Genomic DNA, 21,502 nt, shown 5'->3' with positions numbered 1-21,502 from the left:
CGGCGGCCCCCGTCGGCACCGAGCTCGACATGCTGCAGCTGGTGCTGCACGCGTCGATCCCGGTGCAGCTGGTGATGCTGCTGCTGCTGTTCGCCTCGATCGCCTCGTGGGTGATCATCTTCCGCAAGAAGCGCATGCTCGACCGCGCCGCCCGCGAGGCCGATCGCTTCGAGGAGCGGTTCTGGTCCGGCGCCGACATGAGCAAGCTCTACGCCGCGGCGACCGAGCGCAACCGCGAGATCGACGGCCTGGAGGCCATCTTCGAATCCGGCTTCCGCGAGTACTCGCGCCCGCGCGGCCGCCGCAATCCCGACAGCCGCGCCCAGCTCGAGGGTGCGCAGCGCGGCATGCGCGTGGCCACCGCGCGCGAGCTGGACGGCCTGGAGCACAACCTCGAGTTCCTCGCCAACGTGGGCTCGATCGCGCCCTATGTCGGCCTGCTCGGCACGGTCTGGGGAATCATGATCTCGTTCCACGGGCTGGCCAACGTGCGCGAGGCCACCATCGCCACCGTCGCGCCGGGCATCTCAGAGGCGCTGATCGCCACCGCCATGGGCCTGTTCGCGGCGATCCCCGCGGTCTGGGCGTACAACCGCTACGCCACCAAGGTCGAGCGGATCGCCGGTCGCTACGACGCGTTCGCCGAGGAGTTCTCGTCGATCCTGGAGCGCCAGACCCACGGCGACGAGTGACCCCGCTGCACCGCCCCGCGCGTTGACCGCGACAAGTGCCGACAGGCCCTAGCTCCCGAGGATTGCCATGACCGCCGCCGTCCTGCGCCGCCGCAAGCGCCGCAAGCTCAAGAACGAGATCAACGTCGTGCCGTACATCGACGTGATGCTGGTGCTGCTGATCATCTTCATGGTCACCACCCCGCTGCTCAACCTCGGCACCGACGTCAACCTGCCCGACTCGAACGCGCGTTCGGTGGCCACGCCCAAGGACCCGGTGGTGGTCAGCGTGTACCCGGACGGTGCGCTGGCGCTGATGGTCGAGCAGCAGAACCAGTCGGTGACCAGCGAGGACCTGCTGGCGCGGCTGCGCGCGATCCACGCCCAGAACCCGGAGGCCACGGTGCTGGTGCGCGGCGACGGCGCCGCCAGCTACCAGCGGATCATGGACGCGATCAGCATCATCAACGAGGCCGGGGTGACCAGGGTCAGCCTGCTCAGCCGGCCGCTCGAGGCGGGTGGCTGATGCGGCAACGCCCCGCCGATACGGTCAGCGCGGTGCTGCTCGCGCTGGGGCTGCACGCGGTGCTGCTGCTGTTGCTGGTGTTCGGGTTGAACTGGACCCGCACCAATGCGCAGCCGGCCTTCGGCTCCCCGGTCAGCGCCGAACTGTTCGACCCCGACGCGTTGTCGGCGGCGCAGCGGCGCGCGCTGGAGGCGCCGCCCGAACCGCTGCCCGAGCCGCCCGAGCCCGTCCCCGAGCCGCTGCCCGAACCCGAGCCGGTGGAGGAGGAAACCGTGCCGCGATTGCAGCCGTTGCCCGCGCCGGTGCCAGAGGACGCGATGGTCGAGCCGCAGCCGCAGGCGCAGGAGCGCGTGCCCGAGCCGGACACCGTGGAGCAGGACGCGGCGCGCCGCGAGGCCGAATCGGAACTTGCCGCCGAGCGCGAGCAGGAGGAGCGGCGGCGCCAGGAACAGATCGACCTGACCGAGCGCCAGCGCCAGGAGGAAGCCGAGCAGAAGCGCCGCCTTGCCCGCCAGCAGGAGCTGGAGAAGCTGCGCGCCGAGCGCGAGCAGATCCGCCGCGAGGCCGCGCTGGCCGAGCAGAAGCTCAAGCAGATCGCCGGCGCCCGCGCCCGCCAGGCCTCGGACGAGGCCGCCGCCGATGCCGCGCCGCCGCCGGGCCGACCCGATGGCGACAGCGACCTGGCGGCGCGCTACGCCGCCGCGCTGCAGGAAGTGATCGCGCGCAACTGGGTCCGCCCCGACAACGTCCGGCTGGGCGAGCGCTGCCGGCTCTATATCACCCAGCTGCCGGGCGGCCAGGTGATGAGTGTGGAGTTCGATCCGTCCTGTCCCTACGACGCGCAGGGCCGGCGCTCGGTGGAAGCCGCGGTGCGCAAGGCCGAGCCGCTGCCGTACCGCGGCTTCGAGCCGGTGTTTGCGCGCCGGCTCAACCTCAATTTCACGGCCCAGGACCGATAAGTACGCCTCCATTCATCTTCGCGCGCCCCGCAGCCGCCAAGCTGGCGCCCAATCCGCTTCCCCAATCCGGTGACCCGATGAAACGATTCGCTCGCATCCTGCTCGCCCTGGTCGCGCTGACGTTGCCGCTGTTCGCCTCCGCCCAGCAGCAGGGCCTGGAGATCGACATCGTCGGCGGTCACGCCTCGGCGCTGCCAATCGCGGTGGTGCCGATGCCGTACCAAGGCTCGGCCGGGGCCCCGGACACCGACGTGGCGGCGGTGATCCGCGCCGACCTCGACCGTTCCGGCCAGTTCCGCACCCTGCCCGAGCGCGACGTCGTCGAGCGCCCCACCCGCGGCAGCGAGGTGCAGTTCCCGACCTGGCGGGTGCTGCGCCAGGACTTCCTGGTGGTCGGGCGGGTGCTCGACGCCGGCGATGGCGCCTACCGGGTCGAGTACGAGCTGTTCGACGTGGCCAAGCAGGAGCGGCTGATCGGCATGGCGATGACCGGCCGCGCCAGCGCGATGCGCGATGTCGCGCACCAGATGGCCGACGCGATCTACGAGAAGATCCTCGGCGTGCGCGGCGCGTTCTGGACCCGGATCGCCTACGTGACCCAGACCGGGGTCGGGCAGGGCGCCCGCTACGCCCTGATCGTCGCCGACTCGGACGGCCATAATCCACAGACCGTGGTCCGCTCCAACGAGCCGCTGCTGTCGCCGTCGTGGTCGCCGGAGGGTAGCCGGCTGGCGTACGTCAGTTTCGAGCGCGGCAATTCCTCGATCTACATCCAGGACCTGACCACCGGCGGCCGCGAGCTGGTCTCGAGCTTCCGCGGCATCAACAGCGGCCCGGCGTTCTCCCCGGACGGCCGCCGCCTGGCGCTGACCCTGTCGCGCAGCGGGAACCCCGAGATCTACGTGATGGACCTGGGCAGCAAGGCGCTGACCCGGCTCACCGAGCATTTCGGCATCGATACCGCGCCCGAATGGAGCCCGGACGGCGCCAGCGTCTATTTCACCTCCGACCGCGGCGGCCGGCCGCAGATCTACCAGGTACCGGCCGGGGGCGGCGGGGCCACCCGGGTCAGTTTCCAGGGCAACTACAACTCCGACCCCAGCGTCTCGTTCGACGGCCAGAAGATCGCCGTGGCGCAGGGTTCAGGGAACGTGTACCGTATCGCGGTGCTGGATCGCAGCCTCGGTTCGCCGCGGTGGTCCACGCTGTCGCCGGGCTCACTCGACGAATCGCCGAGTTTCGCGCCCAACGCCAGCATGATCCTGTACGCGGCGCGCGAGGGACGGCGAGGGGTGCTGTACGCCGTTTCCGCGGACGGCCGGGTGCGCCAGCGTCTCGTGCTCGCCGATGGCGACGTGCGGGAGGCGGCCTGGGGGCCCTACCGGGAACAGCGCTGACACCGTCTGCACATACTATCCATCAACCTGAACCACCTTTCCATCTACTAGGGATCGACGAGATGAACACCACCACCCGAGTCCTGATCGCCGCCGCGCTCTGCGTTGCCGTCGTCGGCTGTTCCAAGCGCGTCAAGGAAGAACCCGTGCAGCCCGGCACCCCCGGCACCGTGACCCAGCCGCAGCAGCCGGGCGCCGGCGCCTATGGCCCGGAGGACCTCGATTCCGACGCCTGCCTGCGCCAGCGAGTGGTCTACTTCGACCTTGACCAGGACGCGCTGCGTCCGGAGTTCCAGTCGATCATGGGCTGCCATGCCAAGTATCTGCGCGATCGTCCGTCGTCCCGCATCACCCTGGAAGGCAATGCCGACGAGCGCGGCAGCCGCGAGTACAACCTCGGCCTGGGCGAGCGTCGCGGCAATGCGGTGTCGTCGGCGCTGCAGGCCAACGGCGGCGGTGCGGCGCAGCTGACCGTGGTCAGCTACGGCGAGGAGCGCCCGACCTGCACCGAGTCGGGCGAGGATTGCTGGGCGCGCAACCGTCGCGTCGAGATCGTCTATACCGCACGCTGATCCGCGCATGCGTCGCTACATCGCTTCAATCGTGGTTGCGGCGGCCCTGGTGGCCGCCGCACCCGTTTCCGCCCAGCGCGCCAGCCTGGCCGACCGCGTCGCCGCGCTCGAACAGCAGGCCGCCGGCAACCGCGGCAACGTCGATCTGCTCAACCAGCTCGAACAGCTGCGGCGGGAAGTCACCGCGCTCCGTTCGCAGGTGGAAGAGCTGCAGCAGCAGAACGAGCAGCTGAAGAACGCCAGCCGCGACCAGTACCTGGACATCGACGGCCGCCTCAACCGCCTAGAGGGCGGTGCCGGCGCCCTGCCGGCCGCGCCTGCCGTGGAGGGGGATGCCGGTGCGGCGCTGCCATCGCCGCCGCCCCGGGATACCGCACCCTCGATCCACGGCGACCCGGGGCTGCTGGCGCAGACCGCCGACGAGCGCGGCGCCTACGAGACCGCGTTCGATGCGCTGCGCTCGGGGCAGTACGCCGAGGCCGCGGAGCTGTTCCAGCAGTTCCTGCGGCGTCATCCGTCCGGTTCCTACGCGCCGAACGCGCTGTACTGGCTGGGCGAGAGCTACTACGTCACCCAGAACTACGAACTGGCCCAGCAGCAGTTCCAGGCGCTGATCGACCGGTACCCAACCCACGACAAGGCGCCTGGCGCCCTGCTCAAGGTCGGCCTGTCGCAATACGGCCAGCAGCAGCTGGACGCTGCGGAAGCCACCCTGTCCACGGTGGTCGAGCGGTTCCCCGGCAGCGACGCCGCCCGCACCGCCGACGACCGCCTGCGCGCGATCCAGCTCGGCCGCCTGCGCTGACCCGCGCCCCGTAGAGCCGAGCTTGCTCGGCTGTACTTTCACCGAAGCCCCCGTAGAGCCGAGCTTGCTCGGCTGCGCCTTCACCGTAGCCCCGAAGAGCCGATCTCGCCGCCCCGCCTCTTGCCGATTCGGCCGTGAGATCGGGTTGGTGTGCGGAATCCCGGGACCAGGCATCCGGAAACGCATCCGCGGGGCGGCCCGGGGGATACGTGACAAGTCGCTCCCCGATACTCGCTTGGCTGTCACGCATCCCCCGGGCCGCCCGCCTGGTGGCGACGCGGCGACCGGGCCGGGGTAGCCCGGCCTGCCGAGTCCCGGTCGGCTGGTGCGCCGGCGGAGCAGCGGAGCGAGCTCCGCTCTACAATAACGGGATGAATGCCGTCGCTTCCGATGCTGCCGACGCCGCGGCGGCCGACCGGCTGCGGATCACCGAGATCTTCCTGTCGCTCCAGGGCGAGGCCCGCGACGCGGGCTGGCCGACGGTGTTCGTGCGCCTGACCGGCTGCCCGCTGCGCTGCGTGTATTGCGACACCGCCTACGCTTTCCACGGCGGACAGTGGCGGGAGATCGACACGATCCTCGCCGAGGTCGCCCGCCACGGCGTGCGCCACGTCTGCGTCACCGGCGGCGAGCCGTTGGCGCAGAAGCGCTGCCACGCCCTGCTGCGGCGGCTGTGCGATGCCGGCTACGCGGTCTCCCTGGAGACCTCCGGCGCGATCGATATCGGCGCGGTCGACCCGCGGGTGTCGCGGGTGCTCGACATCAAGACCCCGGCCTCTGGCGAGGCGCATCGCAACCTCTGGCAGAACTTGCCGCTGCTGACCGCGCACGACCAGGTCAAGTTCGTGCTCTGCGGGCGCGCCGACTACGACTGGGCGGTCGGGGTCGTGCGCGAACACGGCCTGGCGGCGCGCTGCGACGTGCTGTTCTCGCCCAGCAAGTCCGAAATGGACGCGCGCGAGCTGGCCGACTGGATCGTGGCCGACCGCCTGCCGGTGCGTTTCCAGATGCAGCTGCACAAGCTGTTGTGGAACGACGAGCCCGGGAGATGAGATGAAGAACGCCGTCGTGCTGCTTTCCGGGGGCATGGATTCGGCCGTCGTGCTGGCCATCGCCCGAGAGCTGGGGTTCGCGGTGCATGCGCTCAGCGTCGCCTACGGCCAGCGCCACACGTCGGAACTGGCCGCTGCGGCGCGCGTGGCCACGGCGCTCGGTGCGGCCGCGCACAAGACGGTGCAGGTGGACCTGCGCAGCGTCGGCGGCTCGGCGCTCACCGCCGACATCGAGGTGCCGGAGCCGGGCGGGGCCGGGATCCCGGCGACCTACGTGCCGGCGCGCAATACCATCATGCTGTCCGTGGCGCTGGGCTGGGCCGAGGTGCTGGGCGCGGCGGACATCTTCTGTGGGGTCAACGCAGTCGATTATTCGGGCTACCCGGACTGCCGCCCGGAATTCGTCGAGGCATTCGAGCGGCTGGCCAATCTGGCCACCAAGGCGGGGGTCGAGGGCGCCGGGATCCGGATCCATGCACCGCTGATGCGACTGGGGAAGGACGCCATCGTGCGCGAGGGCATCCGGCTCGGGGTGGACTTTTCCGCCACCGTGTCCTGCTATCGCGCGGACGACGACGGCCGCGCGTGCGGCCATTGCGACGCCTGCGGGCTACGTGCCGGGGGCTTCGCCGCCGCCGGCGTCCCCGATCCGACCCGCTACGCCTGATCAGAAACGCCGCTCGGACCGCCTGCATCCGCGCCGGTGCCGCGACTTCCGCCGTGCCCACAAAGGGCAGCCGGCGGATCGAGGTGCGCCTCCCCCGGTTGGGAGCAAACAAAAAAGGGGCGCCCGCGGGCGCCCCCGATTTCTGCGATTGCTCGGTGGAGTTCAGTGACCCGAGGAGTGGTCGATCGTCTCGCTGGTGTTGAAGATCGTCGGGTCCGCCTCGCCGTTGACGTGGAGGAAGCCGGCCAGTCCCTTCTCGGCCCGCGACAGCGCGTGGTCGACCAGGATGTACTTGCCGGGATAGTCGACCTTGAACTCCACCACCGTCGCGCCGCCCGGCGCCACCAGCGTGGTCTGCACGTCGGTCAGCGGCGGACTGGTCAGCGATGCCTGGTCGAAGACCCGGTCGAACACTTCCCCGATCACATGGAAGCTGGAGATCAGGTTGGGCCCGCCGACGCCGAAGTACATGCGCACGGTGTCGCCGACGTCGGCCTCCATCTTGTAGGTCTTGGTCAGCGCGTCCATCGAGCCGTTGAACATCAGGTGTTCCGGGCGCTCGTCCAGCAGCTTGTCGACCGAGAACTCCTGCAGCCCGCGCGACCCGTGCTTCTGCGCGGTGTAGAGCTCGCCCTGCATGATGTAGAACTCCTTGTCGACCGCCGGCAGGCCGCCTTCCGGCTCGACCAGGATCATCCCGTACATGCCGTTGGAGATGTGGTGGGCGATCATCGGCGTGGCGCAGTGGTACACGTACAGGCCGGGGTTGAGCGCCTTGAAGGTGAAGCTCTTGGTCTGCCCCGGGGCCACCTGGGTCACGGCAGCGCCGCCGCCCGGGCCGGTCACGGCGTGGAAGTCGACCGAGTGGATGTTGACGCTGTCTTCGGCGTTCTTCAGGTTGATGGTGACGGTGTCGCCGGTGCGGATGCGCAGGAGCGGCCCGGGCACGGTGTCGTTGAAGGTCCAGTAGCGGTAGGTGCTGCCGTCCGACAGCTTGCCCTCGACCTCGGTGGTGACCAGATCGTAGGTGAGGGTCTGCGGGCCGCGGTTGCCCACTGGCGTTGCCACCTCGGACGGGTTCTTGGCGATGTCGACCGCGGTGCTGACGACTTCCTCGACGTCGCCGACGGTCAGCTTGCCGAACATGCCCGCGGCGCGGTGGCCGGGGATGGTGCAGACGTATTCGAAGGTGCCCGCCTTGGTGGCGCGGAATACGATCGTGGTGGCCGAGCCCTGGCCGACGATCTGGTCGGACTGCGCGCCGAACTCCGGTACCGCGATGTCATGCATGGCACCGTCGCCGTTGGTCACGGTGATGGCCACCACCGCGCCTTCGGGCACCTTGAGTTCGGGGTTCACCACGTCCTTGATCGCGCCGGCATTGCCGACGAAGACCAGCTGGCCGTTGGAGATCTCGGTACGCATGCTGAAGGTGACGTCGGCCACCGGGGTGACGTCGGCGGCGGCGTCGCGCGCGGCGATCGCCTGCGGCGTGAAGCCGGCGGCGGCGGCCAGGGCGAAGAGCAGGATCAGGTCTTTCATCTCGAAGCTTCCTTTTGGGGTTCGTCGGTTCTTGGCGTCATGGTCGACGTCCGGCCCGCCCGCGGCCATGACCTGCGTCAAGCCCGGCGCTGCGCCGGAACGGGCACAGGGTCGGCGGCTTGATTCAGGTCAGGGCGCTGGCGCCGCGGCCGGAGCAGACTCGTTTCACGATGAGCCGCCGCCCCTTCCACCGCTGGATGAGCCACCTGGCGCTGGGCGCCGCGCTGTCGCTGTCGCTGCTCCCCGCAGCCGGCCGGATGTTCGGCGCCGACGGCGCCCATGCCGCGCACGAGGCGGACGCCGGCGCCCGGAACGATCATCGCGGCCATGACGCCAAAGAGGGTCGGGAGCGGGCTCCCAGCCCGACCAGTTCCGCGGCCGCCGACTGCGGCTACTGCCCGCTGCTCGCCGCGGCGGTGACGCCGTCCCGGCGGCTGCCGGCAGTGGCGCGGCTGCCGGCAGCCGCGGCACGGTTCGGAGACCGCGCCGATCCGCGCCCGCTCCGCCGCCATCCTGCGGGACTGGGATCGCGCGGCCCGCCGAACGCCTGAGCACTCGAGTCAATGCCCGCGTGCGCGGCGCAGGCCGCGCGCCATCCGAATGCTCCGGAGACCCCCATGTCGACTTCCAGAAGTCCGGCAACGCCCCAGGCTTGCCTGACGGCCGCGATCCTCGCGGCGCTGTTCTACCCCGCCGCGCTCGCCGCGGACGCGCTTCCCCACGACCCCATGGACCCGATCGACCTCGACGCCGTGGTGGTCACGGCGATGCTGCCGGTCTCGCCTCTCACCTTCGAGACCGACCCCCGGCTCCCGCGCCAGCCGGTGCCGGCCAGCGACGGCGCCGACTACCTCAAGACCATCCCCGGCTTCTCGGTAGTGCGCAACGGCGGCACCAATGGCGATCCGGTGCTGCGCGGCATGTTCGGCTCGCGCCTCAACCTGCTCACCAACGACGGCGCCATGCCCGGCGCCTGCCCCTCGCGGATGGACAATGCGATGTCCTACATCGCGCCCGAGACCTACGACCGGCTGGTGGTGGTGAAGGGCCCGCAGACGGTGCTCTGGGGCCCGGGCGCCTCGGCCGGCACGGTGCGCTTCGAGCGCGACCGCGAGGCCTTCGAGGAGCCGACGCTGAAGCTGGAAGGCAGCCTGCTTGGCGGCTCCTTCGGCCGCAACGACCAGGTGGCCGATGTCACCTGGGGGGCCAGGCCCGGCTATGCGCGCGTCAGCGCCAACCGCTCCGATTCCGGCGACTACCGCGACGGCGACGGCGTGCGTGTGGGATCGGCCTGGAGCAAATGGAACGCCGACCTCGCCCTCGGCTGGACCCCGGATCCGGACACGCTGCTCGAGCTGTCCGCCGGTTTCGGCGACGGTGAGGCGCGCTACGCCACCCGTGGCATGGACGGCTCGCAGTTCGAGCGCGACAACCTCGGCCTGCGCTTCGAGAAGCGCAATCCCGGCGGGCGCCTGGCCGAAGTCGAGGCCAGCCTCTTCTACAACCGCGCCGACCACGTGATGGACAACTACACCTTGCGCACGCCCAATCCGGACGGCGCCATGGCGATGCCGATGGCGTCCAACGTCGAGCGCCGTACCAGCGGCGGGCGCGTCGCCGCGACCTGGCGGACGGACGCCTGGGACCTGGTAGCCGGCATCGACGCCCAGGACGGGCGCCACAGGCGCCGCAGCGCCGCGGGCCGCGACGCCTATCTCGCCCAGCCCTGGCGCACCGATGCGCGCTTCTCCGGCGCGGGCGCCTTCGCCGAGGCGACCTGGTACCGGGGCGAGCGCAGCCGCCTGGTGGCGGGCGCGCGCGTCGACCGCTCCGAAGCCACCGACGAGCGCGCCACCGTCGGCGCGATGGGCATGGTCCGCCCCAATCCCACCGCCGGGCTGACCCGCGGGGAGACCCTGCCGGCCGGATTCGTCCGTTTCGAGCGCGATGCCGCGGATCGTCCGCTGACCTGGTTCGCGGGCCTGGGCCATACCACGCGCATGCCCGACTACTGGGAGCTGTTCTCGCCGCAGATGGGGCCGATGGGCGCGGCCAACGCCTTCGCCGGCCTCGAGACCGAGAAGACCACCCAGCTCGATGCCGGCCTGCAGTACCGCGGGCGGCGCATCGACGCCTGGGTGTCCGCCTACGCCGGCCGGGTCGACGACTTCATCCAGTTCCGCTACGTCGCCGGCGGGATGGCCGGCGGCAGCTCCATCGCCGACAACGTCGATGCGAAGATCCGCGGCGCCGAACTCGGCGCCGAGTTCCGCCCGCGCGAGCACTGGAAGCTCGGCGGCAGCCTGGCCCATGCGCGCGGCGAGGACCGCGACAGCGGCCGCCCGCTGCCGCAGATGCCGCCGCTGGAGGCGCGGCTGACCGCGGCCTGGGACGACGGCACCTGGTCGGCCGGCGTGCTGGTGCGGGCGGTGGCCGGCCAGGATCGCGTCGCGCCCGGCTACGGCAACGCGGTCGGCCAGGACAGCGGTACCAGTCCCGGCTTCGCGACCCTCGCGCTCAACGCCGGCTACCGCTTCGGCAGCACGGCGCGGATCGGCGCAGGGATCGACAACGTGTTCGACCGCGCCTACAGCGAGCACCTCAACCTCGCCGGCAATGCCGACTTCGGCTATCCGGCCGACGCGGTGCGGATCAACGAGCCCGGGCGCACCCTCTGGGTGAAGCTCAACCTCGACTACTGAAACGCCGCGGCGGACAACGCGCGGCCCGGCCGGGATGGCGGAACGGCCGTTCCCGGCGCGGGTTGATCCAGGTCAGGGTGGCGTGCGCACCTGCGTGGTCTGCTGTGCCGGTCGCGATCAGAGGACAGACGGATGAACGATCTCGGTTTCGAGTTCGACGCGGGGGCGATGCCGCCGGCGTCCGGGCCCGCCGAATGGACCAGCGCCGCCGGCATCGACGGCAGCCTGGCGGCGCACCAACGCGAACCGGAAGCGAACGCCGAAGACGGCGGCCAGGGCTGGCGCTCGGCGGACCCGCGGCCACTACGGCCGTGGTGGGCGCCGGGCAGCGCATCGGGCGCCTGCACCCCCTGAACCCACCGCCGCACGCACGCCGCCGACTCCGTGGCACCGTGTGGGGCCGGGCGTCCGGTCGCATCGCAGCGGGCCTTCCCCGAGCGTCTCCGGACGCCCGGGGCGCGATAGGAACGCAGCCACCACGCCGCGACACCTACGCATGCGTATGGGGCGACGAAGGTCGCAATCCACACGCTCGTCGCGCGGACACGGCAGAATTGGTGGTTTCCACTACGCGAATCCACATGACCCGAGCGACTTCCTACGACTACGACCAGCTGCTGGCCTGCGGCCGCGGCGAGCTCTTCGGCCCCGACAGCGCGCGACTGCCACTGCCGCCGATGCTGATGTTCGACCGCATCACCTCGATTTCCGCCGAGGGCGGCAGCTACGGCAAGGGACTGGTCTGCGCCGAGTTGGACATCCGCCCGGATCTCTGGTTCTTCGAGTGCCACTTCGAGGGCGATCCTGTGATGCCCGGGTGCCTGGGCATGGACGCGATGTGGCAGCTGTGCGGCTTCTATCTGCCATGGCTGGGCGCCAAGGGCCGCGGCCGCGCCTTGGGGGTGGGCCAGGTGAAGTTCTCCGGCCAGGTGCTGCCACAGGCGAAACTCGTGTCCTACGAGCTGCACATCCGCCGGGTGATGCGCGGGCGGCTGGACCTGGTGATCGCCGACGGCCGCACCCTGGTCGACGGCCGCGAAATCTACACCGCGTCCGACCTGCGGGTCGGCCTGTTCTCCTCGACGGAGGGATTCTGAGATGCGTCGTGTCGTCGTCACCGGACTGGGTGTGGTGTCCTGCCTCGGCAATGACCGCGCCAGCGTCGCCGCCTCGCTGCGCGAGGGGAGGGCGGGTATCGTGGCTGTGCCCGAATACGCGGAACTCGGCCTGCGCAGCCAGGTGGCCGGGGTGCCGGACATCGACCTGGCGGCGCTGATCGACCGCAAGCTCAAGCGCTTCATGGGCGACGCGGCGGCCTATGCCTACGTCGCCATGCGCGATGCAATCGCCGAGGCGGGCCTCGACGAGGCGCAGCTGCACGACGAGCGCACCGGGTTGATCGCTGGTTCTGGCGGCGGATCGCCGCAGTGGCAGATCGAGACCGCCGACCTGCTGCGCGACCGCGGGGTCCGCAAGGTCGGCCCCTACATGGTGCCGCGTTCGATGGGCTCCACGGTCTCGGCGACGCTCTCCACCGCGTTCGGCATCCGCGGGGTCAGCTATTCGATCTCCGCCGCGTGCGCCACTTCGGCGCACTGCATCGGCGCGGGCGCGGACATGATCCGCCACGGCGTGCAGGACGTGGTGCTGGCCGGCGGCGGCGAGGAGCTGCATTGGGCGATGACCGCGCAGTTCGACGCGATGGGCGCGCTGTCGACCCGCCACAACGACACGCCCGCGAGCGCGTCGCGGCCCTACGACGTCGACCGCGACGGTTTCGTCATCGCCGGCGGCGGCGGCATGCTGGTGCTGGAGGAGTACGAGCACGCGAAGGCGCGCGGCGCCAACATCATCGCCGAGCTGGTCGGCTACGGCGTGACTTCCGACGGTGTCGACATGGTCGCGCCTTCGGGCGAGGGGGCAGTGCGCTGCATGCGCATGGCCATGGCCGGCGATGGCCGCCGCGAGGTCGGCCGGATCGACTACCTCAACACCCACGGCACCTCGACCCCGGTGGGCGACGTGATCGAGCTGCAGGCGGTGCGCGAGGCGTTCGGCGACGCGGTTCCGCCGCTGTCCTCGACCAAGGCGCTCAGCGGCCACTCGCTGGGCGCCGCCAGCGTGCACGAGGCGATCTACTGTCTGCTGATGTTGCAGGAAGGCTTCATCGCCGGCTCGGCCAACATCGCCAACCTCGATCCGAAGGCGGCCGATTTCCCGATCGTGCGCGAAAGCCGCGAGGCCAGGCTCGATACCGTGATGTCGAACAGCTTCGGCTTCGGCGGGACCAACGCCAGCCTGGTGTTCTCGCGCGTCTGACCGCGGCCGGCGCCTGCCACGGACCTGACCCAGGTCAACGACCGCGGCGGGCGCCACTGCCATCCTGCAGCCCCATCACCCAGCTCTGCAGGTCCGCCATGAACGCTCGCTCCGCACTATCCCTCGAAATCCATCCGTTCGATGCCCGCGGCATCGGCCGCCGCTTCCGGCACGCCGCGATCTTCGGCGCGATCGACGCCCTGCAGCCCGGCGAGGGCATGCGCTTCGTCAACGACCACGATCCGCTGCCCCTGCTGGAGCAGCTGCGCGCGCGCTACGGCGGCAGCCTCTCGATCGAGTACGTACAGCGCCAGGCCGGAGAGATCGTCATCGATTTCGCCGTGGTTCGGGCGCCCGTGCACGGCGAGGCCGGTGAATGCTGCGGCGGGTGCAGTTGAACTGAATCGCAGACGCTCCCGCCAGGCCGCCCCCGCTCTGGATCCAGGTCGCCGGCCCGCCCGGGCGCGGGATCCATCCCCCACCGGAGACCGATGCCATGAAGTCCAGAACCGTGCTCGTCGCGCTACCGCTCCTGCTCTGCGCCGGCCTGGCCCACGCGGCGCCGGAACCGCCGGCGGGGGCGCATGCCGACCATCAGGCCCATCACGCCGCTGCGGTGCCGGTCGATGCCGACCATGTGCGCTGGACGCCCGACGCGCCGCTGATGGCGGGCATGCGGCGCGCGCATGGCGCACTCGAACGCCTCGATCGCGCGCAATCGCCCGACCGGGAGCAGGTCCTGCGCATGGCCGGTGCGGTGGACGATGCGGTGGCCGACATGTTCGCCAATTGCGAACTGCCCACCGAGCCGGACGTCGCCCTGCACGGGCTGCTCGCGCGGTTAATGGCGGGCGCCGCGGCGCTGCGCGAAGACCCGGCCGACCGCGAAGCGCTGGCGCCGATGCATGCGGCGCTCGAGGACTATCCGCGCCTGTTCGACGATCCGGGGTTTCCGGGTCCCGCGTCGCATCACCCGGCGCACTGAGCCGTTCGGAGCCGGCGCGGGCGCAGGAGCTCCCCGCCGCTCAGGCGCCGCCTCGGGGCGGATGCCAGCGGCCGCTGGCGATCGTGGCGTGCAGGGCAGCGGCGGCCGGCGCCGGATCGAGGCCATTGCGTCGCAGCCAGTCCGGATCCAGCAGGGTGCCGTCGTAGCGCTCGCCGTGATCGCAGAGCAGGCTGACGATGCTGCCGCGTTCGCCGCGCTCGCGCATGCGCGTGGCCAACAGCAGGCAGGCGACCAGGTTGGTGCCGGAGGAGCCCCCATAGCGCCGGCCGAGATGCTGCTCGAGGACCGACATCGCCGCGATCGAGGCCGCATCGGCGACCTCGATCACCTCATCGACGATCTCGAACAGGAATCCCGGCTCGACCCGCGGCCGGCCGATGCCTTCGATCACCGTGGGGCGGCTGCACACCGCGTCGCGATCGCGGCCGCGCCAGCCGTGCACGAAGGCGCTGCCGTCGGGTTCCGCCGCGCACAGCCGGGTGCGCAGACCGCGATAGCGCAGGTAGCGGCCGATGGTGGCCGAGGTGCCGCCGGTGCCCACCCCGCAGACGATCCATGCCGGTTCCGGGTGCGGCTCGCCGGCGAGCTGGCCGAGGATCGATTCGGCGATGTTGTTGTTGCCGCGCCAGTCGGTGGCGCGCTCGGCCAGCGCGAACTGGTCGAGGTGGCAGGCGCCGGCCGCGGCGTGCCGGGCGGCACGCTCGTGGACCTGCGCCGGGTCCGGCACCAGATCGCAGCGCCCGCCCAGCGCCTCGACGTCGGCGATCTTGCGCGGCGCCGTGCAGGCCGGCATCACCGCGGTGAACTGCAGCCCCAGCAGGCGCGCGAACCAGGCCTCGGAGATCGCGGTGCTGCCCGACGACGCATCCACCACCGGCTGCCCGTCGCGCAACCGGCCGTTGCACAGCGCATACAGGTACAGCGAGCGCGCTAGTCGGTGCTTGAGGCTGCCGGTGGGATGGGCGGCCTCGTCCTTGAAGTAGAAGTCGATGCCCGGGAATCCGCGGAATTCCAGTTTCAACAGATGGGTGTCGGCCGAGCGCGCCGCCTCCTGGCGCAGCCGCCCCAGCGCCTGGGCGGTCCAGTCGCGTTCGTCGATGCTCGCGACCGGAGTACCGGGCGCGTTCACTGCGGCGTCAGCAGGCTGCGGATCCGCCTGCCCAGGTGCTGGAGATACAGGTCGATGTAGCTGATGCCGTTGGTGTGGTCGATCAGGTACGGATTCATCAGCGTATGGCGCAGGATCACCAGTCGATCGTCGTCATGGCCGCCGTCGGGATCGAGCGTTGCCGGATCGATGCCGATCGAGGCGAGGATACGATGCATCTCCGGCCCGCCTACGGCCTCCGGCCGCAGCGTGGTCATCGAACCGAAGAACTCCCGCAGCTGCAGCGGCTGGCGCGGGTCGCAGCGCAGTTCGTCGTGGATCCGGCGCACGAAGGCGTTGGCCGCAGTCAGCCCGGTATTGCCCGCCGGGTTGATCGCCAGGCACACGAGGTTGCTGTCCGGCGCGAACGGTACCGTCACGCGTGCCACGCCCTCCAGTTCCGATGCCAGCAGCTCCGCGCGGGCGTGGAACGCCTCCGCGGCGAGCACCGTCTGCCGCGGCAGGCGGCCGAAATGGGCGTGGTCGAGCGGCAGCACCTTGTGCGTGACGTAGACCGCGGCCGCGGCGGCGCCCGACTTCGAGCCCTCGGGAACGAACTGGCCGAGCTGGCGGTAGCGGGTCATGTAGTCGGATGCGCCGGTGTCCTGGAACACGTAGTCGGCGGTTTCGGCCAGCAGCGCCACCGCCCGGTGGTCGCGGCAGACGAAGGCGCCGGCGCCGTAGGGCAGGTAGCCGAGCTTGTGCGGATCGACGGTCACCGAATCGGTGTGGCCGAGGGCGGCGAATGCCGCGTGCACCTCGGGCAGCGGGAAACTGGCGTAATCGGCGCGGACCTCGCCGATATCGCGCAGGCTGCCGTCTTCGTTGCGGAACAGCGTGGCCAGGTAGCCGCCCCAGGCGCCGTCGACGTGCACGCTGAAGCCGAGCCCGGATGTCAGCGCGCGCGCGCGCGCCGCCACCACCGCGTCGACCGGATCGACCGTGCCGTACTCGGTGGTGCCGAGCACCGCCACCGCCATCAGCACCGGCTGGCGTTCGCGCTGGCAGCGCTGCAGGGTCCGCTCCAGGGCCTCGGCATCCAGGCGCATGCCGCGCTCGGGCAGCAGCTCCAGCTGGTCGCGGCCCAGGCCGAGCAGCTTCAGGCCCTTGCTCCACGAATAGTGCGCGGTGATCGGCGCCAGCACCTTCGGTACCCGCAGCCCGGGGTGGCGGGCGAAGAACCCGACCATGCCCAGTGATTCGATCCGCTGCGCCTGCACCGCGTCGCGCCAGCGCCGCCGTTCGCGCGGCGGCTGCGCGGCCAGCCAGGCCAGCCACTGCTCGAGCAGCTCCGTGGACGCCTGCGGGCCGGTATTGAACGCGGCCCAGTCGTCGGCCGGCAGCACGAGATCGGGCACCGCGGCGGCGCGCAGCGCCACCGGAAAGGCCTTCAGCGCCAGCGCCAGGCGCAGTGCCTGGTAGTTGGCGACGGTGCCGCCGGAGGTCAGGTGGCCGAAGGCGCAGTCCGGCAGCAGCGGATCGTGGGGGTAGCCCAGCATGCGTGCCAGCTGCAGCCCGACCCGGATCTCCAGATCGATGGTGACCGGCGCCGCGTCCTCGCTGACGTTGTTCGGGTTGTAGGGCAGGGTGAGGATCTGCGCGGCCAGGCCGGGCAGCAGCAGGTCCGAGGCCATGTGGCCGATATAGCGCGGGCTGTGGAACGGCACCGAGCGCTTCAGCGCCGCCGAGAGCTGGTGCAGCTCGCCGCGCAAGCGGGCCTCGAAGGCCTGGTAGTCGGGGTGCTGGGCGGCGCGGGTCGAGATTGCCGGTGGATCCTCGGGGTGGAAATTGCGGCGCCAGTAGACGTGATCGCGCAGGAATTCGGTCACCAGCTTCTCGAGCATGGTGTCGTTCTCGCCGTACGGGCCGAGGAACAGCGCGTCGAGCAGGGCACGGTCGGGGTCGCGCGGCGGGGCGGCGGAGGCCAGCGGCGCCAGGTCAGGCGAAATGGACATGCAGGAATCCCAGCGGGTGGTGCGCGCGGGCGATGCTGTAGATCATCGCGAAGGTCGCCAGGGCGGCCACGTAGAAGCCGGCTCGCGCGCCGCGCGAGCGCCCGCGCTTGAGCGTCAGCACACCGAGCACCACGTACACCACGATCAGGGTGACCTTCACCGCCAGCCAGCCATTGGCGTACAGCGCGCCCGGCAGGATGGTGAGCAGCATCAGCGCCGCGGTGAGCAGCGCGGTATCCACGCTCCAGCTGGTCCAGCGCACCGCCAGCCAGTGCGGCCAGCGCATGCCGGCCAGCGCCGCCGCGCCGCGCAGCGCGAACAGCGCGCCGCTGGCGAGCGCCAGGCCGATGTGGGCGTGCTTGATCTGCGGGTAGAACTCGATCATCGGTTCCTGTCCTTGCGGGTCCGTCAGCCGGGGCGGCCGTCGATGCGGGGGCTGAGGTAGATACGGCCGATGCGCGCCACCCACGGCGCGAATGCCAGCAGCCAGCCTACCGCTGCGGCGACCTGCCAGGCCATGGGGTCGGGGGCGACTTCCGCCACCACGCGCAGTACCGCGACCAGCTGGATGGCGAAGAACGCGAACCACGCCGCCGCGTACATCGTCAATGGCCGCCCGGAATGGCCCTGGGTGACCCGGGTGACCATCGCCACCAGCACGCTGCCGAAGAATCCGATGAACAGCGCGTGCGCCGGGCCGCGGCCGAGCCAGTACACGCCGGTCAGCGCGTAGGCGACGCTCTGGCCGGCATACAGCGCGAAGGTGATCGGCAACCAGGCCAGACCGATGAACAGCACCGCGAGGATGCCCGGCTTGTCGCCGCGCGGCCACCAGCGCAGCAGCATCGCCGCCGACAGCGCCAGCAGCGGCAGGTCCACCAGCCACAGCCAGCCATAGGCGTGCGCCAGTTCCAGCGCCAGGTGCGCAAGCGCCAGCGGCCAGAACAGCGCCAGCAGCCACATCGGCCGCCATGGCTGGTAGTCGCGGGCCACGCGGCTGGCAAAGAACGGGAACATGCGGTGGGCCACGGTGACGTAGACCGGCAGCAGCAGGCCGAACGTGCCGAGCTTGATGCTGGCGAAGGCCCACAGCGGCGAGGCGCCGAGCACGAACGCGGTCCACGCCAGTACCCCGGCCATGCCGAGCGCCAGCGCCGCGAAGCAGGATCGCGCATGCCAGGTGACGCCCTGCTCGCGCCAGAGCAGCGGCGCGAGGGTCGCCAGCCCCGCGGCCCAGCCGGCGATGGTCATCAACAGGCCGACCACGATCCCGGCCTCCCAGCCCACCGCACCGAGCAGGGTGGCGAGCTGGCCACCCATCAGCCCGAGACCGACCGGGGCATAGCGCCAGCGTTCGAAATCCGGCTGACCGGTCCATTTCGGGAAGGTGGTGAGGAGGAAGCCGAAGATGAAGCTCGGCAGCACCTGGTACTGCATCACGAACGCGTGCAGCCAGCCCGCATACGGCTCCGGCTGCGGCATCGACAGGGCCGGCCAGCGCGACGCCGCCAGCCAGGCGGTCCACCAGGCCATCGCCAGCAGCAGGTTGCCGGCGCCGATGAAGAACATCAGCCGGTGCGGCGCCGCGCCGAGCAGGCGCGGCGAGACCCGGGTCGGGGGAACGGAAGGAGGTGGTGATTCCATGGCGTCAGGATCGCGTGCGGCCTGGCCGGTTGCATTGATCCAGGTCACGCTGCCGACCGCGGCGGGCGCGGAGAGGAACGCGGACGGGGCGGCCGGTGGCCGCCCCGTCGCCGGGCATCAGCCGCTGCGGACCTCCGAGCGTTCCGCATCGGGCTGTTCCAGCTTCGGCCTGATCCACAGCCGGATCACGAAGTAGACCAGCGCCACCGCGCCGACGCTGAAGATCGTGTCGCCCGGTACCCGCATCCACACCAGGAAGTCGACGATCGGCTTCTGCATGAAGTCCGCAGAACGCGCGTACCAGTAGCCGTGCTCGATCGCCGCCAGCAGCTGCATCGTGCCCAGCGGCAGCAGGGTCAGCACCGCCATCAGCGCCAGGCCGATGTTGAGGCCCCAGAAGCTCAGCCGTAGCGCCTTCTCGTTCCACACCTGGTTGGGACGCAGCCCGCGCATGCAGAACAGCACCAGGGCGATGCCGAGCATGCCGTAGACGCCGAACAGTGCGGTGTGCCCGTGCAGCGGTGTGAGGTTGAGCCCCTGCATGTAGTACAGCGACAGCGGCGGATTGATCAGGAAGCCGAACAGCCCGGCGCCCACCAGGTTCCAGAACGACACCGACAGGAAGAAGTAGATCGGCCAGCGGTAGCGCTGCATCCACGGGGTCGCCTTGCCCAGGCGCCAGGTGTGGTAGGCCTCGAAGCCGATGTAGGCCAGTGGCACCACTTCCAGCGCGCTGAAGCTGGCCCCGAGCGCGATCACCGCGGTCGGGCTGCCGACGAAGTAGAGATGGTGCAGGGTGCCGAGCACGCCGCCGGTCATGAACACGATGGTGGCGAACAGCACCGCCACCGCCGCCGTGGAGGCGCGCAAAAGGCCCAGCTTGGTGAAGATCAGCGCCATCACCGCGGTGGCGAACACCTCGAAGAAGCCCTCGACCCACAGGTGCACCAGCCACCAGCGCCAGTACTCGACGATGGAGATGTGGGTGTGCTCCTTCCACATCAGGCCGGCGGCGAAGAACACCCCGATCGCGACCGTGGACAGGAACAGCAGGCCGACGATGGCCTTGGTATCGGTCTTCGGGCCCGTGAGCACGGGCCACAGCGAGCGTCCCACAAGGGTCAGCCACAGCAGCAGGCCGATGAACAGGAACCACTGCCAGAAGCGGCCGATGTCGGCGTACTCCCAGCCCTGGTGGCCGAACCAGAAGTTGTTGTCCAGTCCCAGCTTCTGCATCACCGCCAGCCATTGGCCGGCGAACGCGCCCACCACGATCACCAGCAGGCAGACGAACAGGAAGTTCACTCCCAGGCGCTGGAAGCGCGGCTCGTGCCCGGAGATCGCCGGGGCGATGTAGAGCCCGGTCCCCAGCCAGGCCACCGCGATCCACAGCACCGCCAGCTGGGTGTGCCAGGTGCGGGTGATCGAGTACGGCAGGACCTCGGCCAGGGCGAAGCCGTAGGCCTCCTGACCCTCGATCTGGTAGTGCGCGGTCATCGCGCCGAAGAGGATCTGCACCAGGAACAGCGCCAGCACCACCCAGAAGTACTTGGCGGTGGCGCGCATCGACGGGGTGACCTTGAGCGCCGCCAGCGGATCCTTGTCGGGGATGCGGTGGCCGTCGTCCTGGCCGTGGGTGACGGCGTGGTGCCAGCCGAGGATGGCGATGCCGGCGATCAGGAACATCACGCTGAAGGCCGACCACACCCAGGTGCTCGGCGGCGGGGTGTTGCCCACCAGCGGCTCGCCGGGCCAGTTGTTGGTGTAGGTGACCTTGCGGTTCTCGAACGCGGGGCGCTCGGGCGCCAAGGTGTCGTCGGCGCCCAGGTGGCGCTCAGTGGTGGCGGCCCAGGCGGTCCACCAGAAGAACGAGGCCAGCGCGCGGCGATGCTCGGCATCGGGCACGGTGTCGTTCTTCATCGCGTAGGCTTCGCGCAGTTCGGCGGTTTCCGGTGCGTTGCCGAACAGGCTGATGTAGTGGTCGGCGACGTCGGAGATCGCGGCGACCCGGTCGGCGCTCAGGGTGATCGTCCCGGCGTCCACGTCGTAGGTGTTCCGCCGCATCATCCGCTGCAGCCGGCCCTGCAGCGCCGACTGGTCGTCGGCCGGCAGCTCGGCGAATGCGCTGCCGTGTTCGGCCCGCGCCCAGCGGTCGAGGATGGTCACCGCCTCGCGGTGCAGCCAGTCGGCGCTCCAGTCCGGCGCGACGTAGGCGCCATGGCCCCAGATCGAGCCCAACTGCATGCCGCCGATCGACTGCCAGACCTGGCGGCCGCGCTCGAGGTCGGCGCGAGTGTAGACCACGCCGCCGTCCTCGGACAGCACCCGTTCCGGCATCGGCGGTGCGTTGCGGTTGATCTCGGTGCCCGACCACAGCAGCACCGAGAACGAGGCGATCAGCAGGATCGCCAGTCCTATCCACAGCTTGCGGGTGTCCCCCATGTCGCGCTCTCCCTGATTGAATCAGCGAATGCTCGTGATGCGGCGTCCCGGCGGCGATGATCCAGGTCAAGCGATGGGTAGATTCCCCGGCGGAGC

At 70.7% G+C, this 21,502-nt stretch carries 21 protein-coding genes; 15 read left to right on the top strand and 6 right to left on the bottom strand.

Annotated features, from left to right (window positions below; genetic code table 11):
- The first annotated feature begins 29 nt into the window (after positions 1-29).
- From tolQ to queC, 8 genes are all read left to right on the top strand, one after another.
- Positions 30-692 carry a protein TolQ gene (gene tolQ, locus H0E84_RS19500; protein WP_425600516.1) on the top strand — a complete coding sequence of 221 codons (663 nt, stop codon included), beginning with the start codon at positions 30-32 and terminating at the stop codon, positions 690-692.
- Between the two features lie 67 nt (positions 693-759).
- Positions 760-1,197: a protein TolR gene (gene tolR, locus H0E84_RS19495; protein ID WP_180680325.1), complete on the top strand. Its 438-nt coding sequence runs from the start codon at positions 760-762 to the stop codon at positions 1,195-1,197.
- Positions 1,197-2,156, top strand: coding sequence for a cell envelope integrity protein TolA (locus tag H0E84_RS19490; protein WP_180680324.1), 960 nt, complete (start codon positions 1,197-1,199; stop codon positions 2,154-2,156). Before tolR ends, H0E84_RS19490 begins: the two co-directional genes overlap by 1 nt.
- 77 nt (positions 2,157-2,233) lie before the next feature.
- Complete coding sequence (gene tolB, locus H0E84_RS19485; RefSeq protein WP_180680323.1) at positions 2,234-3,553, top strand: Tol-Pal system beta propeller repeat protein TolB; 1,320 nt, start codon at positions 2,234-2,236, stop codon at positions 3,551-3,553.
- A gap of 62 nt (positions 3,554-3,615) precedes the next feature.
- Complete coding sequence (pal, locus tag H0E84_RS19480; protein ID WP_180680322.1) at positions 3,616-4,125, top strand: peptidoglycan-associated lipoprotein Pal; 510 nt, start codon at positions 3,616-3,618, stop codon at positions 4,123-4,125.
- Between the two features lie 7 nt (positions 4,126-4,132).
- Positions 4,133-4,930, top strand: coding sequence for a tol-pal system protein YbgF (gene ybgF, locus H0E84_RS19475; protein ID WP_180680321.1), 798 nt, complete (start codon positions 4,133-4,135; stop codon positions 4,928-4,930).
- A 371-nt stretch (positions 4,931-5,301) separates the two neighbouring features.
- Positions 5,302-5,982 carry a 7-carboxy-7-deazaguanine synthase QueE gene (queE, locus tag H0E84_RS19470; protein ID WP_180680320.1) on the top strand — a complete coding sequence of 227 codons (681 nt, stop codon included), beginning with the start codon at positions 5,302-5,304 and terminating at the stop codon, positions 5,980-5,982.
- Position 5,983: 1 nt separating this feature from the next.
- Positions 5,984-6,649, top strand: coding sequence for a 7-cyano-7-deazaguanine synthase QueC (gene queC / locus H0E84_RS19465; RefSeq protein WP_180680319.1), 666 nt, complete (start codon positions 5,984-5,986; stop codon positions 6,647-6,649).
- 162 nt (positions 6,650-6,811) lie between these two features.
- Here queC and nirK read toward each other — a convergent pair whose 3' ends face one another.
- Positions 6,812-8,191, bottom strand: coding sequence for a copper-containing nitrite reductase (nirK, locus tag H0E84_RS19460; protein WP_180680318.1), 1,380 nt, complete (start codon positions 8,189-8,191; stop codon positions 6,812-6,814).
- Positions 8,192-8,361: 170 nt separating this feature from the next.
- On the opposite strand from nirK, the gene H0E84_RS19455 reads away from it, so the two are divergent.
- From H0E84_RS19455 to H0E84_RS19425, 7 genes are all read left to right on the top strand, one after another.
- Entirely contained in the window at positions 8,362-8,742 is a 381-nt protein-coding gene (locus H0E84_RS19455; protein ID WP_180680317.1) for a DUF2946 family protein, read from the top strand.
- A 66-nt stretch (positions 8,743-8,808) separates the two neighbouring features.
- The gene (locus H0E84_RS19450; protein WP_180680316.1) at positions 8,809-10,893 is read left to right on the top strand and encodes a TonB-dependent copper receptor; all 2,085 of its coding nucleotides are present in this window, start codon (positions 8,809-8,811) and stop codon (positions 10,891-10,893) included.
- Positions 10,894-11,025: 132 nt separating this feature from the next.
- The gene (locus tag H0E84_RS19445) at positions 11,026-11,247 is read left to right on the top strand and encodes a hypothetical protein (RefSeq protein WP_180680315.1); all 222 of its coding nucleotides are present in this window, start codon (positions 11,026-11,028) and stop codon (positions 11,245-11,247) included.
- A 227-nt stretch (positions 11,248-11,474) separates the two neighbouring features.
- Positions 11,475-11,990, top strand: a complete 516-nt coding sequence (gene fabA / locus H0E84_RS19440) for a 3-hydroxyacyl-[acyl-carrier-protein] dehydratase FabA (RefSeq protein WP_180680314.1) — start codon at positions 11,475-11,477, stop codon at positions 11,988-11,990.
- 1 nt (position 11,991) lies between these two features.
- Positions 11,992-13,212, top strand: coding sequence for a beta-ketoacyl-ACP synthase I (fabB, locus tag H0E84_RS19435; protein ID WP_180680313.1), 1,221 nt, complete (start codon positions 11,992-11,994; stop codon positions 13,210-13,212).
- 98 nt (positions 13,213-13,310) lie between these two features.
- Positions 13,311-13,610: a DUF2249 domain-containing protein gene (locus H0E84_RS19430; RefSeq protein ID WP_180680312.1), complete on the top strand. Its 300-nt coding sequence runs from the start codon at positions 13,311-13,313 to the stop codon at positions 13,608-13,610.
- A 98-nt stretch (positions 13,611-13,708) separates the two neighbouring features.
- Entirely contained in the window at positions 13,709-14,197 is a 489-nt protein-coding gene (locus H0E84_RS19425) for a DnrO protein (RefSeq protein ID WP_180680311.1), read from the top strand.
- Between the two features lie 40 nt (positions 14,198-14,237).
- Here the strand turns inward: H0E84_RS19425 and H0E84_RS19420 are convergent, their stop codons facing one another.
- The 5 genes from H0E84_RS19420 to H0E84_RS19400 form a co-directional block, all read right to left on the bottom strand.
- Positions 14,238-15,317: a PLP-dependent cysteine synthase family protein gene (locus H0E84_RS19420; RefSeq protein ID WP_425600515.1), complete on the bottom strand. Its 1,080-nt coding sequence runs from the start codon at positions 15,315-15,317 to the stop codon at positions 14,238-14,240.
- Positions 15,318-15,343: 26 nt separating this feature from the next.
- Complete coding sequence (locus H0E84_RS19415; RefSeq protein ID WP_180680309.1) at positions 15,344-17,320, bottom strand: pyridoxal phosphate-dependent decarboxylase family protein; 1,977 nt, start codon at positions 17,318-17,320, stop codon at positions 15,344-15,346.
- On the bottom strand, positions 17,304-17,705 hold the full coding sequence (locus H0E84_RS19410) for a SirB2 family protein (protein WP_180680308.1): 402 nt from the start codon (positions 17,703-17,705) through the stop codon (positions 17,304-17,306). The genes H0E84_RS19415 and H0E84_RS19410 overlap by 17 nt, the downstream gene beginning before the upstream one ends.
- 23 nt (positions 17,706-17,728) lie before the next feature.
- On the bottom strand, positions 17,729-18,964 hold the full coding sequence (locus tag H0E84_RS19405) for an NnrS family protein (protein WP_180680307.1): 1,236 nt from the start codon (positions 18,962-18,964) through the stop codon (positions 17,729-17,731).
- A 117-nt stretch (positions 18,965-19,081) separates the two neighbouring features.
- On the bottom strand, positions 19,082-21,406 hold the full coding sequence (locus H0E84_RS19400) for a nitric-oxide reductase large subunit (RefSeq protein ID WP_180680306.1): 2,325 nt from the start codon (positions 21,404-21,406) through the stop codon (positions 19,082-19,084).
- Between the last annotated feature and the right edge of the window lie 96 nt (positions 21,407-21,502).

Origin of the sequence: Luteimonas salinisoli (genome assembly GCF_013425525.1) — a bacterium.
Classification (GTDB): Bacteria; Pseudomonadota; Gammaproteobacteria; order Xanthomonadales; family Xanthomonadaceae; genus Luteimonas; species Luteimonas salinisoli.
The sequence above is the reverse complement of the archived record's forward strand: the minus strand, read 5'-3'. Positions and strand labels throughout refer to the sequence as shown.

Coding starts and splice junctions, on each gene's coding strand:
- pal (WP_180680322.1), top strand. CDS start 3,616: ATGAACACCACCACCCGAGTCCTGATCGCCGCCGCGCTCTGCGTTGCC.
- H0E84_RS19400 (WP_180680306.1), bottom strand. CDS start 21,406: ATGGGGGACACCCGCAAGCTGTGGATAGGACTGGCGATCCTGCTGATC.
- queE (WP_180680320.1), top strand. CDS start 5,302: ATGAATGCCGTCGCTTCCGATGCTGCCGACGCCGCGGCGGCCGACCGG.
- H0E84_RS19490 (WP_180680324.1), top strand. CDS start 1,197: ATGCGGCAACGCCCCGCCGATACGGTCAGCGCGGTGCTGCTCGCGCTG.
- H0E84_RS19455 (WP_180680317.1), top strand. CDS start 8,362: ATGAGCCGCCGCCCCTTCCACCGCTGGATGAGCCACCTGGCGCTGGGC.
- fabA (WP_180680314.1), top strand. CDS start 11,475: ATGACCCGAGCGACTTCCTACGACTACGACCAGCTGCTGGCCTGCGGC.
- ybgF (WP_180680321.1), top strand. CDS start 4,133: ATGCGTCGCTACATCGCTTCAATCGTGGTTGCGGCGGCCCTGGTGGCC.
- tolB (WP_180680323.1), top strand. CDS start 2,234: ATGAAACGATTCGCTCGCATCCTGCTCGCCCTGGTCGCGCTGACGTTG.
- H0E84_RS19405 (WP_180680307.1), bottom strand. CDS start 18,964: ATGGAATCACCACCTCCTTCCGTTCCCCCGACCCGGGTCTCGCCGCGC.
- H0E84_RS19425 (WP_180680311.1), top strand. CDS start 13,709: ATGAAGTCCAGAACCGTGCTCGTCGCGCTACCGCTCCTGCTCTGCGCC.
- H0E84_RS19445 (WP_180680315.1), top strand. CDS start 11,026: ATGAACGATCTCGGTTTCGAGTTCGACGCGGGGGCGATGCCGCCGGCG.
- queC (WP_180680319.1), top strand. CDS start 5,984: ATGAAGAACGCCGTCGTGCTGCTTTCCGGGGGCATGGATTCGGCCGTC.
- H0E84_RS19450 (WP_180680316.1), top strand. CDS start 8,809: ATGTCGACTTCCAGAAGTCCGGCAACGCCCCAGGCTTGCCTGACGGCC.
- H0E84_RS19415 (WP_180680309.1), bottom strand. CDS start 17,320: ATGTCCATTTCGCCTGACCTGGCGCCGCTGGCCTCCGCCGCCCCGCCG.
- tolQ (WP_425600516.1), top strand. CDS start 30: ATGCTGCAGCTGGTGCTGCACGCGTCGATCCCGGTGCAGCTGGTGATG.
- H0E84_RS19430 (WP_180680312.1), top strand. CDS start 13,311: ATGAACGCTCGCTCCGCACTATCCCTCGAAATCCATCCGTTCGATGCC.
- fabB (WP_180680313.1), top strand. CDS start 11,992: ATGCGTCGTGTCGTCGTCACCGGACTGGGTGTGGTGTCCTGCCTCGGC.
- tolR (WP_180680325.1), top strand. CDS start 760: ATGACCGCCGCCGTCCTGCGCCGCCGCAAGCGCCGCAAGCTCAAGAAC.
- H0E84_RS19410 (WP_180680308.1), bottom strand. CDS start 17,705: ATGATCGAGTTCTACCCGCAGATCAAGCACGCCCACATCGGCCTGGCG.
- nirK (WP_180680318.1), bottom strand. CDS start 8,191: ATGAAAGACCTGATCCTGCTCTTCGCCCTGGCCGCCGCCGCCGGCTTC.